Below are 25,512 nucleotides of genomic sequence, written 5' to 3' on the forward strand. Positions count from 1 at the left end.
CCCCCCCCGCCCCCGCCGAGCCACCTCGCACACCCCGAACTCCCGCACCCATCGCCCGGCGACCTCGTCACCGGGCTCGACGACACGGGTGAGGAAGACACGGGCGAGGAATTCGCCGTCCGGTTCCTGGCCTGTGTTCACGTGGGCGCTCCGATGGCCATCGGTACGCCCCTGGGGACCCCGGTGCGCAGTTGCAGTGCGAGGGCGACGTCGGTCGCGTCGGGGCGGTCGTGTCCGAGCAGGTCGGCGACGGTCCAGGCGACGCGCAGGACACGGTCGAGTCCGCGGGCCGTCAGGACGCCGCGTTCGAGGTTGCGCTCGGCCTCGTCCATCGCGCCGGGTACCGCGTGCCAGCGGCTGCGCAGCTCGCGGCCCGGCACTTCGCTGTTGGTCCGCCACGGGGTGCCCGTGAGGCGTGCCGCGGCCCGCTCCCTGGCCGCCCGTACCCGGTCGGCCACCGTCGCGGTCGACTCGCCCCGGGCGCCGCGCTCGGTGAGCTGGGCCCGGGTGACGCGGTCCACCTCCACCCGCAGGTCGACCCGGTCGAGCAGCGGGCCGGAGAGCCGGGCCTGGTACCGGCGGATCACCGAGGGCGGGCATTCGCAGAAGTCGTCGGTCTGCGAGAAACGTCCGCAGGGGCACGGGTTGGCCGCCAGCACCATCAGGAACTTCGCCGGGAACCGCACGACACCCGCGCTGCGGGCGATCACCACATGCCCCGCCTCCAAGGGCTGCCGCAGTGCGTCCAGGGCCCGACTGCTGAACTCCGGGGTCTCGTCCAGGAAGAGAACTCCCCGGTGGGACAGCGACACCGCACCTGGCCGGGCGATGCTCGGACCGCCTCCGACGAGCGCCTGCATGGTGGCCGAGTGGTGCGGGGCACAGTAGGGGGCGACGTCGATCAGCGGTTTGCCAGGCGGCAGCAGACCCGCCACCGAGTGCACCGCCGTGACCTGCAGCGACTCCTCGCGGGTCAGCCGGGGCAGGACGGCGGGCAGCCGCTCCGCGAGCATCGTCTTGCCGGCACCGGGCGGCCCCTGGAGGAACAGATGGTGGCCGCCGGCCGCCGAGACCTCCACCGCCGTACGGGCCGAGCGCTGGCCCACGACGTCGGCCAGGTCGTGGCCGTAGTCCTGCTGCGCGGCGCCCATGCTGTGCATCCCCGTGGCCGCGCCGGTGCCCGGCACCCGCAGGCCCGCCATGAGCGGATCGGGGCGGCCCGGCTCGTCCGGCTCCTCGTCGGGAACCGGCTCGTCCGCGAGGACCGCGATCAGCTGTCGCAGACTGCGCACGCCCAGCACCGACACCCCGGGCACCAGCGAGGCCTCGACGGCGGCACACTCCGGCACGACGACCTGCTCATAACCCGCTTCCGCGGCGGCCAGCACCGCCGGCAGGATGCCCCGGACCGGACGTACCCGTCCGTCGAGGCCCAGCTCTCCGATCATCACGATGTCGGCGAGCACCCGCGGGTCGATCCGCTCCGCGGCGCCGAGCACCGCACACGCGATGGCGAGATCGAAGCCCGAGCCCGCCTTCGGCACCGACGCCGGGCTGAGCCCCACCGTCAGCTTCTTCTGCGGCCACCCGCCACCCGAGTTCACGACCGCCGCCCGAACCCGGTCCTTGCTCTCCGTAAGACTCTTGTCCGGCAACCCCACCAGCGTGAACGCCGCCACCCCGGGCTCCAGATCCGCCTGGACCTCCACGACCACGCCCTCGACACCCACCAGCGCCACCGAGCACGTACGAGCGAACCCCATGTCAGGCCACCCCTCGCGCGTGCTCGACGACGGGTGCGCCGCGGTTCGGCAGGACGACGCCCACGAGGTCGATGCGGACGCCGCCCGGCGGCGCTCCTCCGTGGGCGTGGATCCAGCAGGCGGCGAGACCCCGCAGCCGCTCCGCCTTCTCAGGGGTCACGGCGGCCATCGGATGCTCGAAGGCACCCGTCCGGCGGGTCTTGACCTCGCAGACGACCAGGACGTCCCCGTCCCGCGCCACGATGTCGATCTCACCCGTCCTGCCACAGCGCCAGTTGCGCTCCAGGACCGTCATCCCGGCTTCCGCCAGCCGCCGCGCGGCCAGCGTCTCGCCGTACTTTCCGAGTGCACTGCGTGCCTGATGTGTGTTCATGTCGGCACCACCTCCGGCGCCAACCGTCACGCACACCGGCCCACCAAGTTGATCTTGGTGGGCTACTCAGTGCTTGTGGAAAACTCCGTCACCCCGATGGAGCAACGTCAGCTGCCCGGAAGCTCCAGATCACTCTTGTTGAGCTCCTCAATGTTCACGTCCTTGAACGTGAGCACCCGCACCTGTTTCACGAACCGGGCCGGCCGATACATGTCCCACACCCACGCATCCGCCATCGACACCTCGAAGAACACCTCACCCTGAACCGAGTGCACCTGCATCTCGTAGTCATTGGTCAGATAGAAGCGCCGCTCGGTCTCGATCACGTACTTGAACAGACCGACGACATCGCGGTACTCCCGATAGAGCTTCAGCTCCATCTCGGTCTCGTACTTCTCGAGGTCCTCGGCGCTCATGGCATGTTCCCCTTCAGCCGTGCGGTCCCACCATTGTGCGCCAGTCCCGTCAGCCCCTAGACGATTTCGGGGTCGAGGGTCACGGGCGTGGCCGGGGGACCTTCGTCGAGCAGCCTGCGGAGCAGCTCGGCGAGTCTGGTCGGATACACCGTCTCATGTGCCCGGGTCAGTTCCTGACACGTCCACCAGCGCGCTCCGGCGACGCTGCGCCGCTCCAGCTCGGTCAGCGCCACGGCCCCGGGCACCACATCCGACGTACGGGCCGTCCGCGCCAGGTAGTACCACTCGTCCTGGTCCCACCGACGCCCCGCGAACGGGAAGGAGCACATCCGTCGCCAGAGCACCGGACCGAGCTCCACATCGGTGATGCCGGTCTCCTCCACGAGTTCCCGCAGAGCGGCCTGTTCACGAGTCTCGTCGCCCTCGATACCGCCGCCCGGGGTGAACCACCAGTCGTTCGTCGGATCGTCCGGTTCATGGCCGTACAGCAGGAGGATGCGGTCGTCCGGGTCGAGGAGCACCACCCTGGCGACCTTGCGCAGCCCGCCCTCGTAGGTGTCCGCCGAAGCCTCAGCGTGCACCCATGGGCTCCGTCCGGGTCCGGGAACGGCCGCGGCCCAGCAGTTTGGCGACCGGGCCGTAGGCGCCGCCGCCGAGGACGAGCGCCGCACCGGCCACGATCAGGATCGTGATCGTCCGCAGCGGGCCCGGCGCGGAGAGCGCACCGAGCTTCTCGAAGCCGGTCGGCTCCTTCAGCGTGCCGTTCATCGGCCATACGACGGCGTCCACGCGGGCCGTCACGGCGGACCGCGCGACAGTGCCGCTGGCGGCGTCCGTCAGATGGGCGCTGGAGTCCAGGGAGCCCTGCCGCTCGTCGCCCAGCAGGAACAGACGTCCCTCGGGGACCGTCACGGACGGGATGGTCTTCCACTCGGCCGCGCTGCCTGCGGGCAGATACGGCTCGTCGATCTGCTTGCCGTTGACGGTCAGCTTGCCGTCCGTGCAGCAGGCGACCGTGTCGCCGCCGACTGCGACCACACGCTTGACCACGGGGGCGTTGGACACCCAGGTCTTGTCGGTGAAGACGACGACATCGCCCCGGCGTACCTCACCGCCGTCGACACGCTGTGCCAGCACCCGGTTGCCGGCGTCGATGGTGGGCGCCATCGAGCTGGTGGGCACGGTGTACGGCCGATAGACCACCGCTCCCCAGGCGAACCCGCCGAGGAACAGCACAAGGCCCAGCGCGACGGCCAGCCCGGACAGTCGCTGTCCGGTCCGGCTGCCCACCGGGCCCGTGTTCGTGCCTCCGCTGCGCGGGGCCGTACGTGTCGTGCTCTCGCCACCCATGGGTCCGCACCCTACCCGGCGGTACCCGACACGGTCAGCCCCTCACCAGCGACGAAGGTCACCCGCTCCGTAAAGGTTTCCCTAGGTCAGCCGGTCAGCCGGTCAGCGGGTCTCGGCCGGCTCGATCCTCCGCCGGCGCCAGAGCACCACCGGCACCGCAGCCGCGAGCGCGAGGCCCTGCGGGGCCGTCGACAGGGTGGTGGAGGCGGCGGACCGGGTGCTCAGATCCTGGTCGAAGGTGTCCGGGACCGGCAGCGTGCCCCAGCGGTTGATCGGCCAGGCCTTCACGATGGCGCGTCCGACGACCTCGTCGACCGGGACCATGCCGTGGTACTTGTCGTCCTGGTTGTAGCGCGAGTCACGCGAGTTCTGGCGGTGGTCGCCCATGACCCAGATGTAGCCCTCGGGCACCTTGACCTTGAACTGGCCGCCGATGTCGTCGACCGTGCACGGGGTGTTGCCCGGGTAGACGTACGACGACTCGCTCAGCGCCTTGCCGTTGACCTTCACCGGACCGGTGCCCTTGCACTCGACGGTGTCGCCGCCGACGCCGATGACGCGCTTGATGAGGTCCTTCTCCTCGGCGGACGGCATCAGGCCGATCCAGCTGAGGAACGTCTGGATGGCGTTCGGGTCGGCGGTCGGCTCGCCCGCCAGCCACTGCGAGGGGTCGTGGAAGACGACGACCTCGCCTCGCTCGGGCTCGGAACCGAACCACGGGGTGAGCTTGTCGACCAGGACGCGGTCACCCTGCTGAAGGGTGTTCTGCATCGAGTCGGAGGGGATCGAGAACGCCTGCACCAGGAACGTCTTGATCAGCAGCGCCAGGACGAGCGCGATACCGATCAGGATCGGCAGCTCCTTCCAGAAGGAGCGCTGGTTCTTCTGCTTGGGGGCCGAGTCGCCCGGCCCGTCCTCCCCGGGCTGTGTCCGCTCGTCCGCCGCGGAGTCACTCCCGGAGGTCACGGCGTCGTCCGTGGCCGGGTCGGCCGCGTCCACGGGGCGTCCGCGGTGCTCCTCGCCGTCGTGCCCGGACCGTGCGCCAACCGCCACATCCCCCACGCCAACTCCTTACTCTGTGCCGCCGCCTGCCCCATATACGGTGCAGGCCCACCACTCCCATAACGAGCGGGAGTTCCGCAGGGCTCGGGAGCTGGATCGTTCCGTTCGGATCGTCGGAGGCAACCCTATGCGACAGCCGGGGGGCCGCAGTCGACCCGGCGGCCGAGTCGGTAATGGATGAGTATGTTTTCGGCTCGTCGAGGCTGTTCCAGTGGCCGAAGGGCCAGGCGATGACCCTCGCCCGTCCCACCACCGAGTCCTCGGAGACGGTACCGCCGTAGTCGGTGTCCTGATGCGCGCGGGAGTCCGCGGAGTTGGCCCGGTGATCGCCCATCACCCACAACCGTCCCTGGGGGACGGTGATGTCGAACTCCTGCGTCGACGGAGCGTTGCCGGGATACAGGTAGTCCCCCTCGGTGAGCGGAACGCCGTTGACGGTGACACGCCCTTGCGCGTCACAGCACTTGACCTTGTCGCCGCCGACGCCGACGACCCTCTTGATGAGGTCCTTCTCGTTGTCGGACGGCAGCAGGCCGATGAAGGTGAGCCCCTCCTTGATCTGCTTGATGACGACGGGGTCTTCCTTCTTCGTCGTCGTCTGCTCGTCCTTGAGCCAGCCGCCCGGGTCCTTGAAGACCACGACGTCCCCGCGCTGCGGCTTGGAGCCGAACCACGGGGTGAACTTGTCGACCAGCACCCGGTCGCCGATCTGGATCGTCTGCTCCATGGAGCCGGACGGGATCACGAAGGCCTGCACGAGGAAGGTCTTCAGCACCAGGGCTATGAGAACGGCGACGCCGACCAGGAGCGGTATCTCCTTGGCTGCGGAGCGCCTGCGGCGCCGCTTGACCTTGCGCTGGAGCTGGCGCCGCTCCGCGCGTGTACGGCCGCCGGCGGGGCTGGAGGCGCGCCGGACACCGGTGGGCAGAAGGTTGTCGGCGGCGTCGCTGGGCACACCGCGCGGTTTGCCGCGATTACCCATCGGCACCTGCCGCGGCGGGCACCCGCGCGTAGGCGTCGGGCCGGTGCAGCCGGGTCCAGTGCGCGGTCGGCCATACGATCCAGTCGGCGCGGCCGATCACCTCGGTCACGGGGATCATGCCGCCGCCGGGCGAGCCCAGATGGTCGCGGGAGTCGCTGGACTCGCCGCGGTGGTCGCCGAGGACGAAGAGGGTGCCGTCGGGCACGACGACGTCGAAGTCCACCGAGGACGGAGAGTCACCGGGATACAGGAACGACGACTCGTCGACCGACCGGCCGTTCACCTCGATCCTCCCCTCCTTGTCGCAGCAGACCACGTGGTCTCCCCCCACACCCACAACGCGCTTGATGTAGTCCGCATCCCCGAAATACCCGGTTCCGTCGAACACCACTACATCTCCGCGCCGCGGCTCGGCACCGAAACGGTACGCCAACTTATTTACGAGAACCCGGTCCCCGATCCTCAATCCGTTCTCCATGGATCCGCTGGGAATCTGGAACGGTTGCGCCACGAAAGCGTTGAGGGACAGCAAAAACAGCAGGCAGACCAACAGGGTCAGGCTGATCCGGCCACCGGGAAGCCACTCGGTGATCCGCGACACCAACGCGAAACGCGACCGTCCCTCCTGCCCCTCTGTGTCCGAGATCTCCTCGGATTCGGAAGGGCGGGAGGAGCGGTCGCGCTCCGTCTGCTGTGCTTCGGTGTCCATCGGGGCCAGATGCTATCCGGCCCCTCTGTGAACCCCGGAAGGCGAGATCAGTTGTCGCGCTTCTCCTTGATCTTCGCGGCCTTGCCGCGCAGCTCACGGAGGTAGTACAGCTTGGCGCGACGCACGTCACCGCGGGTCACGAGCTCGATCTTCTCGACGATCGGGGTGTGCACCGGGAAGGTGCGCTCGACGCCGACGGAGAACGAGACCTTGCGGACCGTGAAGGTCTCGCGGACACCGGCACCCTGGCGACGGATGACTACGCCCTTGAACTGCTGCACACGGGAGCGGTTGCCCTCGATGACGCGGACGTGGACGTTGACGGTGTCACCCGGGCGGAAGGCCGGGATGTCGGTGCGCAGCGACGCGCTGTCGACGGAGTCGAGCAGGTGAGACATTTCGTCTGCTTTCTTCACCCATGCCACAGGTCATAGGCGGTAGCTAGGTGTATCGGAGGATGCTGTCCGTGCCGGGGCGGGCGTCGTGTCCCCCTGTGGCAGGGGCGCACGCCGGACGACGCACAACAGCGACCTATTGTTCCACGTCGTCGACCCGACGCCAAAATCGGCCGTACGGCTCCCCTGCCGGATCGGGCGCCCAGCCCAGGATGGAGAGCATCTCGCGGTCCTTCTTGTCGAAGGACTTGGGATCGCACCGCTCGATGAGGTCGGGCCGGTTGGCCGCGGTGCGCTTGAGCGCCTCGTCGCGCCGCCAGCGGGCGATCTTGCCGTGGTGGCCGCTGAGCAGCGTCTCCGGGATCTCCCGGCCGCGCCACCGGGGCGGCTTGGTGTAGACGGGGCCCTCCAGGAGGTTCGCCATGGCACCGGGCGCGAAGGAGTCGTCCCGGTGGGACTCGGCGTTGCCCAGGACACCGGGCAGCAGCCGGGCCACGGCCTCTGTGACGACGAGGACGGCCGCCTCACCGCCGGCGAGGACGTAGTCGCCGATGGAGACCTCGTAGACGGGCATCCGGGTCGCGTACTCGTCGATGACGCGGCGGTCGATGCCCTCGTAGCGGGCGGGCGTGAAGACCAGCCAGGGCCGCTCGGAGAGCTCCACGGCGAGCTCCTGGGTGAAGGGACGGCCGCTGGGCGTGGGGACGATGAGCGCGGGCGCGTGGGAGCCCGTGTCATAGCCGTCGGCCAGCACGGAGTCCAGCGCGTCCCCCCACGGGTCGGTCTTCATGACCATGCCGGGGCCGCCGCCGTACGGGGTGTCGTCGACGGTGTTGTGGCGGTCGTACGTCCAGTCGCGAAGGTCGTGGACGTGGACGTTCAGCTGTCCACGCGCGCGTGCCTTGCCGACGAGGGAGACGTTCAGGGGTTCGAGGTACTCGGGGAAGATGGTGACGACGTCGAGCCTCATGCGCTGTCTTCCTTGGACGACGCGATTTCGGCCTGGTCGTCGATCAGCCCGGGCGGCGGGTCGATCACCGCCCGCTGCTCCTCGATGTCGATCTCGGTGACGATCGACTCGACGAACGGGATCATCACCTCGCTGCCGTCGGGCCGCTCGACGATGAAGAGGTCCTGGGAGGGCAGATGCGAGATCTCGGTGATCCGGCCGACCTCCACACCGTCCTTGGTCACCACGTCCAGGTCCATCAGCTGGTGGTCGTAGTACTCGTCCTCTTCCTCGGGCAGCTCCTCCGGGTCCACCTCGGCGATCAGGAGGGTGTTCCGGAGGGCCTCCGCGCCGGAGCGGTCCTTCACGCCCTCGAAGCGCAGGAGGAGGCGACCGCTGTGGACGCGGCCGGTCTCGATGGTGAGGGGGCCGGTGGAGGCGGGGTCCGTGAGCAGTACGGCGCCGGGCCCGAGCCTCAGCTCCGGCTCGTCGGTGCGGACCTCCACGGTGACCTCGCCCTTGATGCCGTGGGCACGGCCGATGCGAGCGACTACCAGCTGCACTGTGCTTGTTCTCCTGTAGGTACGACTACGGGCCGGGGACGGCCCAGTGGCCCTCCCCGGCCCGAGCCGGTGCTGCGTTTGGCGTCAGCGGACGTGGTCGACGTCGACGAGGTCGACGCGGACACCACGGCCGCCGATGGCGCCCACGACGGTACGCAGAGCGCGTGCGGTGCGGCCGTTGCGACCGATCACCTTGCCGAGGTCGTCGGGGTGGACCCGGACCTCCAGCACACGCCCGCGACGCAGGTCGCGCGAGGCGACCTGCACATCGTCAGGGTTGTCGACGATGCCCTTCACGAGGTGCTCGAGAGCCTCCTCGAGCATGCTCAGGCCTCGGTCGACTCGGACTCGGCGGCAGCCTCGTCCTTCTTCTCAGCCTTCTTCTTCTGGGTGATGGCCTCACCCTTGCCCTCGTCGTCGCCACCGAGGGCGTCGAACACTGGGCGAGTGGCCTTCGGCTCGGCCACGAGCAGCGGAGCCGGGGCGGGCAGGCCCTTGAACTTCTGCCAGTCGCCGGTCAGCTTCAGGATGGCGAGGACGGGCTCGGTCGGCTGCGCGCCGACACCCAGCCAGTACTGCGCGCGCTCCGAGTCGACCTCGATGCGCGAGGGGTTCTGCACCGGGTGGTACAGACCGATCTCCTCGATCGCACGGCCGTCACGGCGAGTGCGGGAGTCGGCGATGACGATGCGGTAGTGAGGCGAACGGATCTTGCCCAGACGCTTCAGCTTGATCTTGACTGCCACGGGAGTGGGTTCTCCTGGATTTGACGTGGTTGGGCACGGCGAGATTGCCGCGTGGGGTTGCGGTACCCGAGTGCCCGATGGACGCGTCAGCCGGAGGCGAGAGGGTTCCTGTGCGGCTGTCGAGTACAGCTAGCCATTGTGCCATACCCGGCGGGTCGCGTCGGACGGAGCCCGCGGCGAGGCACGCCTGAGGGGCACCCGGCGGCGCAGGGTGCCCCAGGCGTCGTTCCGGCACCCACGAGATGCCGGTACTCCACCGGCCGCGGCTACGCGGCCCCGAGGACCTCGGGAATCCGGAACGGCTTGCCGCACCCTCCGCAGACGATCGGCGCCTGCGCCAGTACCGACGGAACGACGCGCACATTGCGACCGCAGTCGCAGACCGCCTTGACGCGTACGCCGCCGCCGGACGAGCCGTGCCGGGCGGCCGGGCCGCGGAAGGAGCGGGCCGTGTCGGCCGAGGTGGCCGCCGTGTGGGCCTTCAGGGCGCGCTGGAGCCGCTCGATGGTCGGGCGATAGCGACGCTTGGCCTCGGGGTTGAGCGTGACCAGTGAGAAGCCACTGCTGGGATGCGGCTCCTCGGGGTGGTCCAGGCCCAGCTCCTCGGCGATCGCGAGGAATCTGCGGTTGTGGTAGCGGCCGGCGCGGGAGGTGTCACGGACGCCGCGGGAGGCGGCGATCCCATGGACTGCCTCATGGAGCAGTCGCTCGAAGGAGAGCTCGTGTCCGCACGCGGACGACGACTCTCCGATCAGGGACTCTGGCGCGGCGAGATCGGGCAGCTCGGGGTGGTACCGCTGAATGTCGGCCCACGCCTGCGCCAGCTCGGCGGCGAGAACAGGTGGTGTCTGTGTCGTGCTCACGTAATGACAACGAGCCGGAGTGCCCCAGTGTTCCGATTCCGGGGCATCCCAAATAATTTGCACGTACCCGTCAGTTGCCGCTGATGCGTCCTGACGAGGGCGGGTGCGCTGATCTGCGGAGAAGCCTCACAGCTCGTACTAAGCCGGTACGTAGTCTGATATACGACCCGCCACGTAGACGGTGTCCGCGCGCCGGGGCGACTGTGGTCCGCGGATGCGCAAGAGGCGTTTCGGTCGCTCTCCCGCCGGAAGGGCGCTACCTCAATCAGCGCGCGCGACGACCGCGACGTTACCGGGCGCCTTGTCGCCGTCGCCAACCGACCCGCCCGCGGCGACCAGACACCGTACGATCACCGCGAGCCCGGTCGGCATCGCCATGCCGCTCTCCAGGTCACGGGCCCGATCCCGATCCGTACCGGCACACTCTGACCGCCGAGCTCGCGGACCTTGGCCAGAACCGCCTCGTCGCCCTTGATCGCCCTATCGGCGGCCTGGATCCGTTCCCAACGGACCACGTTCGCCCACTGGTTGATCACCGGCAACCATCTCCGCCGGCGCCGACTCCCACAGCCCGTACCCGTACAGACGGATGACCATGCTACGGCTCCAGGTTGCCGGGATGTGAAATCTCGCCAGGTGCACAGCGAACCCACAAGCCGGGCCCCACAGACCCTGGACGCGCGCCCGAGTGCGGAGTTATCTGGCATACGGGGGGAGTGCGAGCGCACGTCACGGGGGCTATGGAATCGGGCACAGCAGCAACTCTCGGCGGATTGGGGCGCTTTCGATGACACCTACGCTCGTGCGGCAGCACCTGACTCATACGGGAGAGGAGCCCCGTGTGGACCGGTGTGCACGCGCGCGTGACTGGTCCGAGATCCAGGAGCGGATGCTGGTTCCGCTCTACGAGGCCGTCTACGAGCGACTCGAAGTGGGCGCCGGCACCCGGGTGCTGGGCCTCGGCTGCGGCAGCGGACTCGCCCTGCTGATGGCGGCGTCGAGAGGGGCCGCGGTCACCGGTGTCGACTCCTCGTCCTCCGAACGACTGGCGCTGGCCCGGGAGCGGCTGCTGCCCGAGGCGTGGGGCACGCGCACGCGTGCGCAGACCCGGATCGTCGACGGTCACCCTCGGGACGCGGCCGACGCGGAGACGCCCGCGTACACCCTGGTGACCGCTTTCGAGCCCATCGGGTGTCTCGCGGGGGACTCGGAGGGGCTCGCCGGGCTGCTCGCCGCGGCGGCGCCGCTCGTCGAGCGGGGGGCGCCCGTGGTGCTCGCCGGCTGGGGTCCGCCGGAACGTTGCACCACGTCGTCCGTGCTGCGGGTGGCCACCAAACTGGCGGATCCGCTGCGCAGCACGGGCAGTTGGCGCCCCGCCCTGCGTGACGACCTGGAGGAGGTGGCCCAGCGGGCGGGTCTCAAGCCGGACGGCTCCGGCCGGGTCGCCTGTCCCTTCGGCTACGCCGACGTGGACAGCGCGCTGCGGGGCCTGCTCTCCACGGGCCTCTTCGACGCGGCGATCTCCGCGACGGACCAGGCCCAGGTCGACAAGGAGGTCACGGAGGCCCTCCACCCGTACCAGCGCCGGGACGGGACGGTGTGGATGCCGAACGTGTTCCGGTACCTGATCGCGCGCGTGCCGTAGCGCTCCGCTGGTGGTGCCGAAGCGTGCCGTCGTTCGGCCGCGGCTTCGCCATGGCTGGTCGCGCCCGCGCGGCGGAGCCGCATATCGGTACAGCCCCAAGCCCCGTTGGGGCGCTACCGAGCCGCCTGCCTCAGCCTTCCGTCTCCTTCGTCAGCCGTGTGATCCCCGCGATCCGGTACGCGTCCGTCTCCTCCAGCGTCTCGTTCGCCAGCAGGGCCTGGGCGAGGGCGTCCAACTGGTCGCGGTGGTCGCGGAGTTTGCGGCAGGCCTCCTCGTAGCACTCGTCGACGATGCGCCGCATCTCGTCGTCGATCACGTCGAGGGTCTGCGGGGCGGCCGCCAGGCCGTATGCCTGCTGGGCGTCGTTGGGGAGCGCGGACAGCCGGCCCACCCGCTCGCTCATCCCCCACCGCGCCACCATCCCGCGTGCGATGTTGGTGACCTGCTCGAGGTCGTTCTCCGCGCCGGTCGTGATGACGCCGTAGACGACGTGCTCCGCGGCCATGCCACCGAGTGCGCCGATGATCCGGCCACGCAGGTACTCCTCGGTGTACGCGTACCGGTCCGCGTCCGGCGTCGACAGCGTCACGCCGAGGGCCCGCCCGCGCGGCACGATGGTGATCTTGCGGACGGGGTCGGCGCCCGGTTGCAGCATGCCGAGGAGGGCGTGGCCGCTCTCGTGGTAGGCGGTGCGGCGGCGCTCCTCCTCGGGCATCACCAGCGGGCGTTCGGCGCCCAGTTGGACCTTCTCCAGCGCCTCCGAGAGGTCGGTCTGTGTGACTCGCTCCTGCTTGCGCTTCACCGCCAGCAACGCCGCCTCGTTCGCCAGGTTGGCCAGTTCGGCGCCGGTCATGCCCGGGGTCGTACGGGCGACCTGGGCCAGGTCGACACCGTCGGCGAGCGGGATCTCGCGGGTGTGGATCTCCAGGATCGCCTCACGGCCGCCCCGGTCCGGGGGCGAGACCATGACCACCCGGTCGAAGCGGCCGGGACGGGTCAGAGCCGGGTCCAGGACGTCGGCCCGGTTGGTCGCCGCGATGACGATGACGCCCTCCGAGCCGGAGAAGCCGTCCATCTCGGTGAGGATCTGATTGAGGGTCTGTTCGCGCTCGTCGTGGCCGCCCATGCCCGAGCCGCCACCGCGGGCCCGGCCGATGGTGTCGATCTCGTCGATGAAGATGATCGACGGAGCCACCTTGCGCGCCTCGGCGAACAGTTCACGCACGCGTGAAGCGCCGACACCCACGATCATCTCGATGAACTCGGACGCGGAAGCCGAGAAGAAGGGCACACCCGCCTCACCGGCGACGGCCCGCGCGAGCAGTGTCTTGCCGGTACCGGGCGGACCCGCGAGCAGCACACCGCGCGGCATCTTGGCGCCCATCTTCCGATAGGCGTCCGGGTTCTTCAGGAAGTCGACGACGTCGTTGAGCTCGCCCTCGACCTCGTCGATGCCCGCCACGTCCTGGAACGTCGTGCGTTTCTCCCCCGACTCCAGCTCGACCGGCTTGGGCGGGGCCTTGCGCCCGAGCATCCCGCCGGCGCCGCCCATCCCCGCGCTCATCCGCCGCGCGATGAAGATCCACAGCACGACCAGGAGCAGCATCGGGGCCAGCGAGATCAGCAGGTTGGACAGGAAGCTGCGGTGCTGGACGACCGGCTCGGCCGTGACGGTGACCTTGTTCTTGGTCAGGTCCTCCCAGAGCTGGTCGTCCGCGAAGGTCGGCCGCTCGGTGTTGAACTTGGTGTACTTCCCGTCGCCCTCCGGGTTGTCCTGCTCCTTCTTGAGCTGGCCCTGGATCGCGTCGCCCTTGGCATAGATCTTGCTGACATTGCCGGCGTCGACCTGCTTGCTGAATTCGGTGTACGAGATCGTCGGCTCGTCGCCCTCGTTGAAGAAGGACAGCACAAGGTTGGCGATCAGGAACACGACCAGCGCGGTGACGACGAGACTCCACCAGCCGCCACGCGGCCTGCGCCCACCGGGCGACGGCTTCTGCGGCTCCTCCGGGGTGCCCTCGGTACGCCAGAGCTGGTCCGGGGACTTGCGGGGCGGCGTGGGGTTGCTCATATCCGGACGTTACGACAGGAAAGCCAACCCAGCATGCGCGCTTACGACGCCGGGGGCACCCCCTGGAACAGGGGGTGCCCCCGGCGTCGTACGGGAACGAACCGTCAGCCCATGAACTTCTTGAACTCGTCCGGCAGCTCGAAGTCCTGCGGGGCCTGCTGGCCCGGCACACCGAAGGCGTTGCCACCCTGGGCGCCCGCGGCCTTGCGCGCGGCCTCCTCGGCCTCCTGCTGCTTGCGCTTCATCGGGTTGCCGGAGCGCTGCTTGCCCTTGGCCTGCTTCGGCTGCTTCTTGGCGCGGCCGGGACCGCCACCCATGCCCGGCATCCCGGGCATCCCCGGCATGCCGCCGCCCTGGGCCATGCGGGACATCATCTTGCGGGCCTCGAAGAACCGCTCGACCAGGTTCTTGACCGCGCTGACCTCGACACCGGAGCCCTTGGCGATACGGGCGCGGCGCGAGCCGTTGATGATCGTCGCGTCCTGGCGTTCGGCCGGGGTCATCGACTTGATGATGGCGGCCGTGCGGTCGACGTCGCGCTCGTCCAGGTTGTTGATCTGGTCCTTGATCTGGCCCATGCCCGGGAGCATGCCGAGCAGCTTGGAGATGCTGCCCATCTTCCTGACCTGTTCCATCTGGGCCAGGAAGTCGTCCAGGGTGAAGTCCTGGCCCTTCTTGGACGCCAGCTTGGAGGCCATCTTCTCGGCCTCTTCCTGACTGAACGTCTTCTCCGCCTGCTCGATCAGGGTGAGCAGGTCACCCATGTCGAGGATGCGGGAAGCCATCCGGTCAGGGTGGAAGGCGTCGAAGTCCTCGAGCTTCTCGCCGTTCGACGCGAACATGATCGGCTTGCCGGTGATCTGCCGGATCGACAGGGCCGCGCCACCGCGGGCGTCACCGTCGAGCTTGGAGAGCACCACGCCGTCGAAGCCGACGCCGTCGCGGAAGGACTCGGCGGTGTTGACCGCGTCCTGACCGATCATCGCGTCGACGACGAAGAGGATCTCGTCGGGCGAAACGGCGTCCCTGATATCTGCCGCCTGCTGCATCATTTCCTGGTCGATGCCGAGGCGGCCGGCGGTGTCCACGATCACGATGTCGTGGACCTTGGACTTGGCGTGCTCGATGGAGTCCTTGGCGACCTTGACCGGGTCACCGACTCCGTTGCCGGGCTCCGGCGCGTAGACGGCCACGCCCGCGCGCTCGGCGACGACGCTGAGCTGGTTCACGGCGTTGGGGCGCTGGAGGTCGGCGGCGACGAGGAGCGGCGAGTGGCCCTGCTCCTTCAGCCAGCGGCCGAGCTTGCCGGCGAGGGTGGTCTTACCGGCACCCTGCAGACCCGCGAGCATGATCACGGTGGGCGGCTGCTTGGCGAAGCGAAGTCGGCGGGTCTCACCGCCGAGGATCGTGACGAGTTCGTCGTTGACGATCTTCAGAACCTGCTGGGCCGGGTTCAGTGCCTTGGAGACATCGGAGCCGAGTGCGCGCTCCTTCACGTTCTTGATGAACGTCCGGACGACGGGCAGGGCCACGTCCGCTTCGAGGAGGGCGATGCGAATCTCGCGGGCCGTGGCGTCGATGTCCGCCTCGGACAACCTGCCCTTGCCGCGGAGATTCTTGAAAGTCGCGCTGAGGCGGTCGGAGAGGGTATCGAACACGGCGGCGTCGGTCCTCGGAGTCGGGGGCGTTTGGACTGCCCTCCAGGGTATCCGGCCCGGCAAGCAAATCGTCCCCGCCCGCTGGGTTGAGCGGACAGGGACGGAAACCCCGGCGTCGGCGGGGAGCGGATCGCACGCATGCCGGCCTCGCGGAGGCGTCCTGGGATCACCCCCGCGTCAGCGGGGAACACACCCGGCTGTCGCGCACCATGGCCGCCGGGTCACGCCCGCAGCGTCTCCTCCAGCTTCCGCGCCACGCTCGACGCCTCCTCCCCCGGCAGCGGCGCCCCCTCGGGCCCCGTGACATAGAACGCGTCGACCGCGTTGGCGCCCAGCGTGGACACATGCGCGCTGCGCATCCGCACCCCCGCGTCCTCCAGCGCCCGCCCGATCCGGAACAGCAGCCCCGGTGCGTCCTGCGCGCGTACCTCGATCACCGTGGCCAACCGGGACGCGGCCGGATGGACGCTCACCCGTGCCGCGGGCGCCACCACACCGCGCCGGCGCGGATACGCGGCGTCCCGCTCGGCCAGTCGCCCGGCGACGTCCAGCGAACCGTCCAGCGCCCGCACGAGGTCCGCGCGCAGTCGCGCCGCCTGCGGCAGGGAGCCGTACTCCGCCGCCACCCGCCAGTTCAGCAGCAGCACCGAGCCCTCGACGCCGTTGGGCAGGTCCAGGGCGCGCAGCTCGGCCGTGCGGACGGTCAGGCGGTGCATGGCGAGCACGCCGGCCACCGCGGGCAGCACGCCCGGTCGGTCGGGCACGGCGATCAGCAGTTCCACACCGAGCGGCTCGGGGTCGCCGGCCGGCTGTTCCTCCGCGAGGACCGGCGCCTCGGTCTGCGCGCGCAGCGACAGCACCGGGCTGCCCGTCGCGATCGCCTCGATGGCGAGCCGCTCCTGTTCGGCGGTGGGCTCGGCGGCCTCGGGTTCGTCCGGGTCGTCGCCGGCGAGCACGGCCGAGACCCGCTTGACCAGGTCGGCGACGAGCGAGCCCCGCCAGGACGACCAGGCGGCCGGCCCGGTGGCCAGCGCGTCGGCCTCCGTCAGGGCGTGCAGCAGTTCGAGGGTGCCCTGCGAACGGACCGCCTCGGCGACCGAACGGACCGTCGCCGGGTCCTCCAGGTCACGCCGGGTGGCCGTGTCCACGAGCAGCAGGTGATGACGTACGAGGGACGCGAGCACCGCCACGTCCTCGCGGTCGAAGCCGATCCGGCTCGCCACGTCGCGCGCGATGATCTCGCCGGCCACGGAGTGGTCACCGGGCCAGCCCTTGCCGATGTCGTGCAGCAGCGCGGCGACGAGCAGCAGGTCGGGACGGTGGACGCGCCGGGTGAACTCCGAGGCCCGCACCGCGGTCTCGATGAGATGCCGGTCGACCGTCCAGATGTGCACCGCGTTGCGCTGCGGCCGGCAGCGCACCCGCTCCCAGTCGGGGAGCAGTCGTGTGATCAGTCCCTCCGCCTCCAGCGCCTCCCAGACATCGATCGTCGGGGCGCCGGAGCCGAGCAGGGTCACGAGTTGTTCGCGGGCCTCGGCGGGCCAGGGCGTGGGCAAGGGGCGCACATTGGCCGCCATGCGCCGTACGGCGTGCAACGACAACGGCAGGCCCGCCTGCGCGGCGGCCGCGGCGGCCCGCAGCGGGAGCACGGGGTCACGCTCGGGACGCGCGGCGCGGGCGAGCACCACCTCGCCGTCCTGCTCGACCACGCCCTCCGCCAGCGGCGACCTGTCCGCCACCGGCTTGCCGCCGCCGAGCATGGCGCGCAGCCGCGGCCGCACAGCACGCGAACGCAGCACGCGCCCCACTTCGCGCCAGGTGACATCACTGGCGTACGAGATGACCCGCGCCGCTTCGTACACCTGCCGCAGCAGCGTGTCCGCGTCGAGCAGTCCGAGCTCGGCGGCGACCTGGTCCTGCTCCTGGAGCGCGAGCCGGTCGGTCGCGCGCCCGGTGGTGAGGTGCAGGGCGTCGCGTACGTCGAGCAGCCGGCGCCGGGCGTCGTCGAGGCCCTCGCGCGGGGCGTCGGCCAGCCAGGAGGCGGCGACGGCGCGCAGGGCGGTGGCGTCCCGCAGTCCGCCGCGGGCTTCCTTCAGGTCCGGCTCCAGCAGGTACTGGAGCTCGCCCTGGCGCTCGGCGCGCTCGGCGCACAGTTCCTGGAGCTCGGGGAGGCGCTTGGGCGCCTGGTTGCGCCAGTCGGCGAGGACGGCGGTGCGCAGTCCGGCGGTCAGGCCCAGATCACCGGCGAGGTGGCGGGCGTCCAGGAGACCGAGTTGGACTTTCAGATCCTCTGCGGCCGTCTTGCGGGCTTCGGCAGGCGTCCGCACGGAGTGGTCGAGGGCGAGGCCCAGGTCCCAGACCGGGTACCAGAGACGGTCGGCCAGGGTCGCGACCGCGCCGGAGTCGCTGCCGTCGTGCAGCAGGAGCAGGTCCAGGTCGCTGCGCGGGGACAGCTCACCACGGCCGTAGCCGCCGACCGCGACCAGGGAGACCCCGCGCAGCGCTTCGGCGCCCGTGTCGAAGAGCCCCGCCAACCAGTCGTCCGTCAGCTCGGCGAGGGCCGAACGGCGCGGCGGCCCGGACTGCGCCCCCTCGGTGAGGAGGCGCAGCCGGGCCGCCGCATAGCCGCTGGGTCCCGAGTCTTCTGCTTCTTTTCGCACGTCCGTACTCGACACCCAGCAGCTCCTAAATCTTCTTCTGTCAGAGCGCGTCGGGTCCGCGCTCGCCGGTCCGGACCCGTACGGCCGTCTCGACCGGCAGGGACCAGACCTTGCCGTCACCGATCTTGCCGGTGCGGGCGGCCTTGACGATGACGTCGATCAGCTGTTCGGCGTCGTCGTCCTCGGCGAGGACCTCGATGCGGATCTTGGGGACCAGGTCGACGGTGTACTCGGCACCGCGGTAGACCTCGGTGTGGCCCCGCTGACGACCGTAGCCGCTCGCCTCGGTGACCGTCAGGCCGTGCACTCCGAAGGCCTGGAGGGCTTCCTTGATCTCGTCGAGCCGGTGGGGCTTGACGACGGCGGTGATGAGCTTCATGCGTCCACCTTCTTGCTCGCTCCTGCGGCGGCCGGGGCCGCGGGGGCCTTGGCGGCACCGCCACCGGCGCCGCTGAAGTCGTATGCGGTCTCGGCGTGCTCGGCCTGGTCGATACCGGCGACCTCTTCGTCCTCGGTGACCCGCATACCGATGGTCTTGTCGAGGATGAAGGCGAGGATCGCGGAGGCGATCAGGGAGTAGGCGAGGACACCGCCGACACCGGCGAGCTGCTTCCACAGCTGGGTCCACGAGTGGTCGCCGTAGAAGACACCGGTCGCGTCCGACTGACCCTTGCCGCTGGCGAAGAAGCCGATCAGGACCGAGCCCGCGACACCGCCGACGAGGTGGACACCGACGACGTCGAGCGAGTCGTCGTAGCCGAACTTGTACTTCAGGCCGACGGCCATGGCGCACAGGACACCGGCGATGGCACCGACCGCGATCGCGCCGATCGGGGTGACCGCACCACCGGAGGGGGTGATGGCGACCAGACCGGCGACCGCGCCGGAGGCGGCGCCCAGCGTGGTGAACGCGCCGTGGCGGATCTTCTCGTAGATGAGCCAGGCCAGCATGGCGGCGGCGGTGGCGACCTGCGTGTTGACGAACATCAGCGTGCCGACGCCGTCGTCGTTGCCGAGCCACGAACCGGCGTTGAAGCCGAACCAGCCGAACCACAGCAGACCGGCGCCGAGCATGACCAGCGGCAGGCTGTGCGGGCGCATCGGGTCCTTCTTGAAGCCGACGCGCTTGCCGATGACCAGGATCACGCCGAGCGCCGCGGCACCGGCGTTGATGTGGACCGCCGTACCACCGGCGAAGTCGATCACGCCCAGGTCGAAGGCCCAGCCGCCGGTACCCCAGACCCAGTGGGCGACGGGGAAGTACACGATCGTGGCCCACAGCGCGATGAACAGCGCCCAGGCGGAGAACTTCACACGGTCGGCCAGCGCACCGCTTATCAGGGCGGGCGTGATGATCGCGAACATCAGCTGGAAGACCATGAAGGCCAGGACCGGGATGTTGTACGGGAGCCAGAGGTCACCCTTGTCGATCCCGCTGAGGCCGACGAAGTCCGACGTCCAGCCGACGAGGCTGCCCTTGTCGGCACCGAAGGCCATGGAGAAGCCGTACAACACCCACAGGATGGTGATGATCCCCATGCTGATGAAGCTCATCATCAGCATGTTCAGGGTGCTCTTGACGCGGACCATGCCTCCGTAGAAGAAGGCCAGACCCGGAGTCATGAGCAGCACCAGGGCGGAACAGATGAGCATGAAGCCCGTGTTGGCGGGCGACAGCTCTACGTCTGCCGCCATCGTGATGGCTGGTGCCATCGGCGTCTCCTCGTCATTGGTACGGCCCCGTGCGGGCGAAGCCTGAGCGGATTTGAGGGGTGGGCCGGTTATGCGCCATGAGATTGGCGCAGCGCGGTTTCGTTGGAAGCCCCTCGTTGTTTCGCCGCCGTGACGAAGGCGCCTTACGTGTTACGCCTCGATGAACTGCCGGATGTTCGCCAGAAGGATCGTTATCGTGGCGCAACCTTCGGTGAAGGCAAGAAACCGGCCGCGGTCGGCCTTCCGATGACCTGGCATGGGGGAGCCGAGTCGGGCAGTTCGGGAGGGCCGGCCGCGGCCGGGGCTCAAGGAATTCAGACTGCTTCGGCCGTCTCCGGAAGCTCGATGCCGAGCTTCTCGGTGAGATCCACAACCTCGGCGAGATCACCGAAATCGCGTACGGCCGTGTCCACCGTCTTTCGGATACGAGTGTTCACCCGCTCGGAGCGAACCTTCTTGGCGATATGCATCGCCTCCTCGGCCAGCACCGCACTGCGCTCGGGCTCGCGCTGGAGCAGGTGCACGGTGGCCATGCCGATCAGGTTGAGTGCGTACGACCGCTGGTGCTCGGCGTCCTTGGCGAAGAGGTCCACGGCCCGCTGCATCACGGGCTCGGCCAGGGAGGCGTACGTGGGGCTGCGGCCGGCGACATAGGCCAGGTCACGGTAGGAGTGGGAGTTCTCGCCGTGCAGCTCGGCCTCGGAGAAGAAGCGGATCCAGTCGGGGTCCGGCTCGTCCCATTCCTCGGAGTCGGCGAAGGTGTCCTCGGCCATCCGGACGGCACGCTTGCACTTGCCGGGCTGTCCCATGTTGGCGTAGGCGCGGGCCTCCATCGCATACAGCATCGACTGGGTGCGCGGACTCGCGCAGTCCCGGCTGCCGTACTGCGCGAGGTGGATCAGCTCCAGGGCGTCGTCGGGCCGGCCGAGGTGGATCATCTGGCGGCTCATGCTGGACAGGACGTACGAGCCCAGCGGCTTGTCGCCGGCCTCCTTGGCGGCGTGCAGGGCCAGAACGAAGTACTTCTGCGCGGTCGGCTGGAGCCCGACGTCGTACGACATCCAGCCCGCGAGCTCCGCCAGTTCGGCGGCGACCTTGAACAGCTTGCGGGTCGTGGTGTCCGGCTGGGGCTCCTGGAGGAGGTCCGTGACCTCGTGCAGCTGGCCGACGACCGCCTTGCGGCGCAGACCGCCGCCGCACTGGGCGTCCCACTGCCGGAACATCACGGTGGTGGACTCCAGGAGGTCCAGCTCGGGCTTGGACAGCCGGCCGACCCGGCGGGCCGCGGCCGCCGACTCGGGCTCGTGGTGCGAGGCGGACGGGGAGGGCACGAGCCAGCGCTGCATGGGCTCGATGAGGGACGGGCCCGCGGACAGGGCCAGCGAGGTCCCGAGGAAGCCGCGCCGCGCCAGCATCAGGTCGCTGCGCGAGAACTCGCTGAGCAGGGCCACGGTCTGCGGGCCCGTCCAGGGCAGGTCGACCCCGGACACGGACGGTGACTGGCGGGCGGCGCGCAGGCCGAGATCCTCGACCGAGACGACACAGCCGAACCGCTCGGAGAACAGCTCCGACAGGATCCTGGGGATCGGCTCACGCGGATTCTCGCCGTCCAGCCAGCGGCGGACGCGTGAGGTGTCGGTGGAGATGTGGTTGGCGCCCAACTGGCGGGCCCGGCGGTTGACTTGGCGGGCGAGTTCACCCTTCGACCAGCCGCTGCGCACGAACCACGAGGTGAGCAGCTCATTGGGGCGCTTGTCGCCGTTCGCCGCGCTGCCGGCGCCCGTTCCACTTTCGCCGTTGCCGCTCACTGGAACGCCCCCATCCCTGAGACCACTTGTCGCTGAGTGCGCCAAGCCCTATCAGAATGCCGGTAAATACGGCCGCCCGTCCGGTACTTCTCACCCTTCGAACGGGATACCGACTTGCCTCCGGCATACCCACAAGTGCATGTGCCCCCAGGACTCGTGCACTCAAAGTAATCCTACGATCACCCCTCCAGCCATGGCGATCCCGGAAACGCCACCATTCGCCACCCCTTCGAATGAACTCACGGTCGCCCGCACGCGATTCACTTGACATAGGACAGCCGGGAGTGGGCGGAACGGTGCACTCAGGGGCGCACAAGACCGGGCGCACCACCCGGGGCACATCCGGGCGCCGAGTAGACGTTCAGGGGCACCACTCAGGTCACTTTCCGTGCATGTCTCGTAACCACCGGTGCGTCGGACCCGTTGGAGGGGGCATGGGCTTCACGATCGGCAGCAGTCGGGGGATCCGCGACATCCGGTCCTCCTCGCGTCGCCGCGGCCGCTCGTCGGAGTGCACCGCCGTGGCCGAGTTCACCGGGCTCTGGGGCTGGGACGTCGTCCCGGGCGCCCGGGCCGCCGCGGGCGCCTGCTCCTGCGGCCGGGCGGACTGCCGGGCACCGGGCGCGCACCCGCTGGACTTCGCACCGGAGGTGCCCGCCGGGGCGACCCTGGACGAAGTGACCGGCACCTGGGCCGAGTTCCCGGGCGCCTCGGTGATGCTGCCGGTCGGCCGGGCCTTCGACGTGATCGAGGTGGCGGAACCCGCCGGCCGCCGCGCCCTGGTCCGCCTGGAGCGCATGGGCCTCCCCCTCGGCCCGGTGACGGCGACCCCCGAGGGCCGCGCCCAGTTCTTCGTCGCCCCCGGCGCCGCGGCCGAACTCCCCGAGCTCCTCTACCGCATGGGCTGGGACGACCCGACCTCCCTGGACCTGCGCGGCCTGGGCCCCGGCACCCACATCACGGCCCCGCCCTCGGACCGCGCCGGCCTGGGCCCGGTCGACTGGCTGCGCTCCCCCGCGCTGGACTCGGCGACGAAACCGCCGGCGGCGAGGCTGCTGCTGGGGACACTGGCGTATGTGGCGCACCGGTCGCGGGCGTAGGACTCCGGACATACGCGGCGGAGGGCCCCGACGGCGAGCAACCACCTCCGCGAGAGCGGCGCCGGTTCAGGCGCAAAGGCAAGTGCCCGTCCCCAACTGCACCTTGGGGGCGGGCACTTCTTCGTGTGGAGGCAATCTCCCCACCGACAGCGGGTGAGTTCTACTCACCGATCAGTGCATCCACGAACGCTTCCGGCTCGAAGGGCGCCAGGTCGTCCGCACCCTCGCCAAGACCCACCAGCTTCACCGGCACGCCCAGCTCCCGCTGGACCGCGATCACGATGCCGCCCTTGGCCGTGCCGTCCAGCTTGGTCAGCACGATGCCGGTGATGTCGACGACCTCGGCGAAGACACGGGCCTGCACGAGGCCGTTCTGTCCGGTCGTGGCGTCCAGCACCAGCAGCACCTCGTCGAGCGGTGCCTGCTTCTCCACGACCCGCTTGACCTTGCCGAGCTCGTCCATGAGCCCGGTCTTGGTGTGGAGGCGCCCGGCGGTGTCGATCAGCACGACGTCCGCGCCGATCTGCTTGCCCTCCTTCACCGCGTCGAAGGCGATGGAGGCGGGGTCGCCGCCCTCGGGGCCCCGGACGGTGTGGGCGCCGACCCGGTCGCCCCAGGTCTGGAGCTGGTCGGCGGCTGCGGCACGGAAGGTGTCGGCGGCGCCGAGGACCACGCTGCGGCCGTCGGCGACCAGGACCCGGGCGAGCTTGCCGGTGGTGGTGGTCTTGCCGGTGCCGTTGACACCGACGACCATCACGATGCCGGGCTTGCTGGTCTCGGGCTCGGTCCTGACCGTGCGGTCGAAGTCGGTGCCGAGCAGCTTGAGGAGCTCCTCGCGCAACAGGCTGCGCAGCTCCACGGGGGTTCGGGTGCCGAGCACCTTCACGCGCTCGCGCAGGCCCTCGACCAGTTCCTGGGTGGGGGCGACGCCGACGTCGGCGGTGAGGAGAATGTCCTCGATCTCCTCCCAGGTGTCCTCGTCGAGGTGCTCGCGCGACAGGAGCGTGAGCAGCCCCTTGCCGAGCGCGTTCTGGGAGCGGGAGAGGCGCGCGCGCAGGCGGACTAGCCGTCCGGCCGTGGGCTCGGGGACCTCGATCTCGGGGACTTCGAGAGCGGGCGGCTCCTCGACGGCGGCCGGGGCCGAGCCGTCCGGGAGATCCACCTCCTCTATCGTCCGGCGCGGTTCGTCGCGGGGCGTCTCGGCCTCGTCGCCGATGTGCGGCTCGGCCGGAGGGGCGGTGATGTCGGGCGCTGCGGGAGGCGGCGGGGGCAGCGGCTTCTTACGTCGGCTGCCGACGACGAGCCCGCCGAGCACACCGAGCACGACCACGGCGATGACTACAGCAAGGATGACGGTTTCCATAACCTGTCCAGTATCAGTCATGGGCCCCTGCCGGACCCAGCCTGCACATTCCACCAAAGGACAAAAGGCCCAGTAGAGGCTTAATCAGACGAAAGCATGATCGCGCCCCATGAGCACCACCGCCTCCTGATGCCGGGGCGGCTTCGGCCCGGCGGCGGCCTCGTCCGAGGGCTCACGACCATGGCCATCTGACGCATCGTCAGCTAGCGTCCCCCTCCACCGTCCAGTGCATCGAGGGGGAACCCATGCCCGTCACGGTCGTACGCTTCAACCTCGTCGAACCCGGCGCCACCCCCGCCTCCCTCCGGGCCCGCTACCAGGCCGCCCTGGAGATGGCCGCGTACGCCGACGAGCACGGGATCACCACCGTGCAGACCGAGGAGCACCACGGCGTCGCCAACAACTGGCTGCCCTCGCCGTTCGCTTTCGCGGGCGCATTGTTCGGCGCGACCCACCGCATCGCGGTCACGGTCTCGGCGATCATCGGCCCGCTGCACGACCCGTTGCGGCTGGCCGAGGAGATCGCCGTACTGGATCTGCTGAGCGGCGGCCGCCTGGTGACGGTCGCGGGAATCGGCTACCGGCCCGAGGAGTACGCCCAGTTCGACGTGGACTGGAAGCGGCGCGGCAAGCTCCAGGACGAACTGCTGGAGACGCTGCTCAAGGCCTGGACCGGCGAGGAGTTCGAGTACCGAGGCCGTACGGTACGGGTCACCCCGCGCCCCTGCACCGACCCGCACCCCCTGCTCCTGGTCGGCGGCTCCTCCCGAGCCGCCGCACGCCGGGCCGCGCGCCTGGGCCTGCCGTTCTTCCCCAGCGCGCATCTGCCGGAGCTGGAGGCGTACTACAAGGAGCGGCTCGTCGAGTACGGCACCGAGGGCTGGACCATGATGCCCGCGGCCGAGACACCGCTGCTGCACATCGCCGAGGACCCGGACCGGGCGTGGGACACGTACGGCTCCTGCTTCCTGCACGAGGCCCGGACGTACGCCTCCTGGCAGTCCGGGGACATCCGGTCCGCCGTGAAGTCGGGGGCCACGAGCGTGGACGAGCTGCGCGCCGAGGGGGTGTACCGGATCCTGACGCCGTCCGAGTGCGTGGCGCAGGGCCTCGGCAACCTCGTCCTGCATCCGCTGGCGGGCGGTATGCCGTTGGAGGAGGGGTGGCGGAGTCTGCGGCTGTTCGCGGAGGAGGTGCTGCCGGCGCTCACGGACTGACCTGTGCGGTGGCCCACCGGGGCGCGTGAGCCTCGATGCGGATGTGGTCCGCCGAGGCCCGGCAGGGAGTTCGAGGTGCTCGACACACCTGAGCGGGGCGACGGCC

The 25,512-nt window shown here is 70.0% G+C and carries 24 protein-coding genes; 3 read left to right on the forward strand and 21 right to left on the reverse strand.

The features are described 5' to 3' along the window. Positions 1-137: 137 nt before the first annotated feature. The 14 genes from TN53_RS14235 to TN53_RS14300 form a co-directional block, all read right to left on the reverse strand. Positions 138-1,763, reverse strand: a complete 1,626-nt coding sequence (locus TN53_RS14235; protein WP_046258829.1) for a YifB family Mg chelatase-like AAA ATPase — start codon at positions 1,761-1,763, stop codon at positions 138-140. 1 nt (position 1,764) lies between these two features. Next, a complete protein-coding gene (locus TN53_RS14240; RefSeq protein ID WP_046258830.1) occupies positions 1,765-2,136 on the reverse strand; it encodes a YraN family protein in 372 nt (123 codons plus the stop codon). A 107-nt stretch (positions 2,137-2,243) separates the two neighbouring features. Further along, positions 2,244-2,552 (reverse strand): DUF2469 domain-containing protein, encoded by a 309-nt coding sequence (locus TN53_RS14245; RefSeq protein ID WP_005311352.1) that lies wholly within the window; start codon positions 2,550-2,552, stop codon positions 2,244-2,246. 56 nt (positions 2,553-2,608) lie between these two features. Further along, the gene (locus tag TN53_RS14250; RefSeq protein WP_046258831.1) at positions 2,609-3,133 is read right to left on the reverse strand and encodes an NUDIX hydrolase; all 525 of its coding nucleotides are present in this window, start codon (positions 3,131-3,133) and stop codon (positions 2,609-2,611) included. After that, complete coding sequence (lepB, locus tag TN53_RS14255; RefSeq protein ID WP_046258832.1) at positions 3,123-3,902, reverse strand: signal peptidase I; 780 nt, start codon at positions 3,900-3,902, stop codon at positions 3,123-3,125. Before lepB (TN53_RS14255) ends, TN53_RS14250 begins: the two co-directional genes overlap by 11 nt. Before the next feature lie 102 nt (positions 3,903-4,004). After that, positions 4,005-4,964 (reverse strand): signal peptidase I, encoded by a 960-nt coding sequence (gene lepB / locus TN53_RS14260; protein ID WP_063776248.1) that lies wholly within the window; start codon positions 4,962-4,964, stop codon positions 4,005-4,007. After that, on the reverse strand, positions 4,852-5,946 hold the full coding sequence (gene lepB, locus TN53_RS14265) for a signal peptidase I (protein ID WP_046258834.1): 1,095 nt from the start codon (positions 5,944-5,946) through the stop codon (positions 4,852-4,854). Before lepB (TN53_RS14265) ends, lepB (TN53_RS14260) begins: the two co-directional genes overlap by 113 nt. Continuing rightward, on the reverse strand, positions 5,939-6,655 hold the full coding sequence (lepB, locus tag TN53_RS14270) for a signal peptidase I (RefSeq protein WP_046258835.1): 717 nt from the start codon (positions 6,653-6,655) through the stop codon (positions 5,939-5,941). The genes lepB (TN53_RS14265) and lepB (TN53_RS14270) overlap by 8 nt, the downstream gene beginning before the upstream one ends. Positions 6,656-6,702: 47 nt before the next feature. Next, positions 6,703-7,053 carry a 50S ribosomal protein L19 gene (rplS, locus tag TN53_RS14275; RefSeq protein WP_046258836.1) on the reverse strand — a complete coding sequence of 117 codons (351 nt, stop codon included), beginning with the start codon at positions 7,051-7,053 and terminating at the stop codon, positions 6,703-6,705. A gap of 133 nt (positions 7,054-7,186) precedes the next feature. Further along, positions 7,187-8,020, reverse strand: coding sequence for a tRNA (guanosine(37)-N1)-methyltransferase TrmD (trmD, locus tag TN53_RS14280; protein WP_046258837.1), 834 nt, complete (start codon positions 8,018-8,020; stop codon positions 7,187-7,189). Continuing rightward, positions 8,017-8,562, reverse strand: a complete 546-nt coding sequence (rimM, locus tag TN53_RS14285) for a ribosome maturation factor RimM (RefSeq protein WP_046258838.1) — start codon at positions 8,560-8,562, stop codon at positions 8,017-8,019. The genes trmD and rimM overlap by 4 nt, the downstream gene beginning before the upstream one ends. A gap of 84 nt (positions 8,563-8,646) precedes the next feature. After that, positions 8,647-8,886, reverse strand: coding sequence for an RNA-binding protein (locus TN53_RS14290; protein WP_005479813.1), 240 nt, complete (start codon positions 8,884-8,886; stop codon positions 8,647-8,649). A gap of 2 nt (positions 8,887-8,888) precedes the next feature. Beyond that, the gene (gene rpsP / locus TN53_RS14295) at positions 8,889-9,308 is read right to left on the reverse strand and encodes a 30S ribosomal protein S16 (protein WP_046258839.1); all 420 of its coding nucleotides are present in this window, start codon (positions 9,306-9,308) and stop codon (positions 8,889-8,891) included. Between the two features lie 266 nt (positions 9,309-9,574). Beyond that, complete coding sequence (locus tag TN53_RS14300) at positions 9,575-10,171, reverse strand: hypothetical protein (RefSeq protein ID WP_046258840.1); 597 nt, start codon at positions 10,169-10,171, stop codon at positions 9,575-9,577. Between the two features lie 787 nt (positions 10,172-10,958). Here TN53_RS14300 and TN53_RS14305 point away from each other — a divergent pair. Beyond that, the gene (locus TN53_RS14305; RefSeq protein ID WP_095046485.1) at positions 10,959-11,816 is read left to right on the forward strand and encodes an SAM-dependent methyltransferase; all 858 of its coding nucleotides are present in this window, start codon (positions 10,959-10,961) and stop codon (positions 11,814-11,816) included. 130 nt (positions 11,817-11,946) lie between these two features. On the opposite strand, the gene ftsH is transcribed toward TN53_RS14305, so the two are convergent. The 6 genes from ftsH to TN53_RS14335 form a co-directional block, all read right to left on the reverse strand. After that, the gene (gene ftsH / locus TN53_RS14310; protein ID WP_046258842.1) at positions 11,947-13,887 is read right to left on the reverse strand and encodes an ATP-dependent zinc metalloprotease FtsH; all 1,941 of its coding nucleotides are present in this window, start codon (positions 13,885-13,887) and stop codon (positions 11,947-11,949) included. A gap of 104 nt (positions 13,888-13,991) precedes the next feature. Next, positions 13,992-15,545 (reverse strand): signal recognition particle protein, encoded by a 1,554-nt coding sequence (gene ffh, locus TN53_RS14315; RefSeq protein WP_046258843.1) that lies wholly within the window; start codon positions 15,543-15,545, stop codon positions 13,992-13,994. Positions 15,546-15,766: 221 nt separating this feature from the next. After that, positions 15,767-18,220 (reverse strand): [protein-PII] uridylyltransferase, encoded by a 2,454-nt coding sequence (locus TN53_RS14320; RefSeq protein WP_046258844.1) that lies wholly within the window; start codon positions 18,218-18,220, stop codon positions 15,767-15,769. A gap of 25 nt (positions 18,221-18,245) precedes the next feature. After that, positions 18,246-18,584 carry a P-II family nitrogen regulator gene (locus TN53_RS14325; RefSeq protein WP_003997576.1) on the reverse strand — a complete coding sequence of 113 codons (339 nt, stop codon included), beginning with the start codon at positions 18,582-18,584 and terminating at the stop codon, positions 18,246-18,248. Next, positions 18,581-19,918: an ammonium transporter gene (locus tag TN53_RS14330; RefSeq protein WP_046258845.1), complete on the reverse strand. Its 1,338-nt coding sequence runs from the start codon at positions 19,916-19,918 to the stop codon at positions 18,581-18,583. The genes TN53_RS14325 and TN53_RS14330 overlap by 4 nt, the downstream gene beginning before the upstream one ends. Positions 19,919-20,232: 314 nt before the next feature. After that, on the reverse strand, positions 20,233-21,726 hold the full coding sequence (locus TN53_RS14335) for a hypothetical protein (protein WP_046258846.1): 1,494 nt from the start codon (positions 21,724-21,726) through the stop codon (positions 20,233-20,235). A gap of 434 nt (positions 21,727-22,160) precedes the next feature. Between TN53_RS14335 and TN53_RS14340 the strand changes: the two genes are divergently transcribed. Further along, positions 22,161-22,826, forward strand: coding sequence for a bifunctional DNA primase/polymerase (locus tag TN53_RS14340; RefSeq protein ID WP_046258847.1), 666 nt, complete (start codon positions 22,161-22,163; stop codon positions 22,824-22,826). Between the two features lie 160 nt (positions 22,827-22,986). Here the strand turns inward: TN53_RS14340 and ftsY are convergent, their stop codons facing one another. Further along, positions 22,987-24,189 carry a signal recognition particle-docking protein FtsY gene (ftsY, locus tag TN53_RS14345; protein ID WP_046258848.1) on the reverse strand — a complete coding sequence of 401 codons (1,203 nt, stop codon included), beginning with the start codon at positions 24,187-24,189 and terminating at the stop codon, positions 22,987-22,989. 245 nt (positions 24,190-24,434) lie between these two features. Here ftsY and TN53_RS14350 point away from each other — a divergent pair, with 245 nt between their 5' ends. Beyond that, complete coding sequence (locus TN53_RS14350; protein ID WP_046258849.1) at positions 24,435-25,406, forward strand: LLM class flavin-dependent oxidoreductase; 972 nt, start codon at positions 24,435-24,437, stop codon at positions 25,404-25,406. Positions 25,407-25,512: the final 106 nt, after the last annotated feature.

Source organism: Streptomyces sp. WM6386, from assembly GCF_000972385.1.
Lineage (GTDB): Bacteria > Actinomycetota > Actinomycetes > Streptomycetales > Streptomycetaceae > Streptomyces.